Annotated in this window: 3 protein-coding genes; all 3 read right to left on the reverse strand. The window is 39.5% G+C overall.

The window, feature by feature from the left end; all coding sequences use genetic code 11:
- A partial coding sequence (locus tag BMX95_RS34345) for a hypothetical protein (RefSeq protein WP_143067633.1) occupies nucleotides 1-293 on the reverse strand: 293 nt, incomplete at its 3' end.
- Complete coding sequence (locus tag BMX95_RS34350) at nucleotides 286-762, reverse strand: ATP-binding protein (RefSeq protein ID WP_165759080.1); 477 nt, start codon at nucleotides 760-762, stop codon at nucleotides 286-288. The genes BMX95_RS34350 and BMX95_RS34345, both read right to left, overlap by 8 nt.
- A gap of 189 nt (nucleotides 763-951) precedes the next feature.
- Complete coding sequence (locus BMX95_RS34355; RefSeq protein ID WP_133054046.1) at nucleotides 952-1,341, reverse strand: hypothetical protein; 390 nt, start codon at nucleotides 1,339-1,341, stop codon at nucleotides 952-954.
- Nucleotides 1,342-1,463: the final 122 nt, after the last annotated feature.

Below are 1,463 nucleotides of genomic sequence, written 5' to 3' on the forward strand. Positions count from 1 at the left end.
TGACCTCCTAATGTTCCATCGATCGAGGCGTCCTGTGGTGCAGCGCCACTGATGGCCTTATAGTCGCCATTAAAGTAGTTCAGCATTACATTATAAGCCGTTTTCCCTACTACACTACCAGTGCTTCCATCAGCTTTTAAAGTAAACCCAACAGTATCATAGATAGCCGGATTGATCGACTTCATCCACCCCTGCAGGTTATAGGCATAGTTTACTCCCTGCACCTGCTGCTCCCCTAATACCGTACGGGCCAATGGTCCATGGTCATAGTACTGGTAGTAGGCATCATTCATACCATTTGGCGACCGGCAGTTGAGAAGTTATTATGATGCTCTTTTTGCTATACCGATCTTCGAGTAGTTGTAACAATGTAAGTCTTATTTCCTGAGTCATAGGTGTCTGGCCAAAATCATCCAGGATAACGAGCGTTTGGCGTTCCAGGTGATTTAGGAACTTTATATATGATCCATCCAGTTTGGAGAGCGTTACTTTTTCGATCAGCCTGTTCATGTTAAGGTAGACGGTTTTATATCCCTGCAAGCCTGGTGTCCGAATGCGCAGGCCAGGAAGCTCCGTAGCCCCAGTGATCAGAGCATTTTCGCCTTGGTGTAAATATCGCCCTTCAGCCAATAGGGCTACTTGTTGTTTGGTCAGGTTGCGCGAAGCGCCACATTCAACTTGTTCCAGGTTCGCCGGCAGGCGTAGTTTAGCCTGTTTCAGATAATAGGCTGTCTTTTCGTATTGCAGAAACTGTTTCTCCAATAAGAATATTATTATCAAAATTTTCAGCAATTGTATACATAAATATTTATTTTTTATCCCAATAACCTTCTGGCAAAGGGATGAGAGTGTCGTGTTGAGGACCAGATTTTAAGAGTGGTTACTTGGATGAAATGAAAAAAATAGGCTGCGGTGACCTCCTTGAATGAACTGGCTTCTTTCTAAATCCAATTATTCTGATATACTACCAACGCTACCACTTTTTAAGTATTTTAATAATTCATTCCAATTTTCGATTTTTAAATATTTTAACCGCTTACCATAACCACTATAGGGTATAAGGGCATATATATTGAGCTGTTTGACGATAAAATTCACCTTCGCCAGTTGATCTTGTGAAGCTTTTTTTCTGCCAAATATTTGTAGTTTATTGCTTGCATAAAATGTCACAAAAAAGTCATCGCCAGTTAATATTTCTTTTGAATAAGGTCTATAGCTATGACATTGTTTTATATCACTATAAAGCATATCAACTGTTTTTGTAAACGACGTATCAAAATTAACTGAAATTGAAAACACTCCACCAACTGAATTATCCATTGTTGCTAAATAGGTAGTCACAAATAAGGAATCTTTGGCTCGTTTTACTAGAGAGTATAAAATACTTTGTGTAAATAGGCGCAAGTAACTGCTTAGAGCCGGCATCTGTTTTCAAAGATAGTTAAGAACTGATGAAGAATAAG

Origin of the sequence: Niastella yeongjuensis (genome assembly GCF_900110245.1) — a bacterium.
GTDB lineage: Bacteria > Bacteroidota > Bacteroidia > Chitinophagales > Chitinophagaceae > Niastella > Niastella yeongjuensis.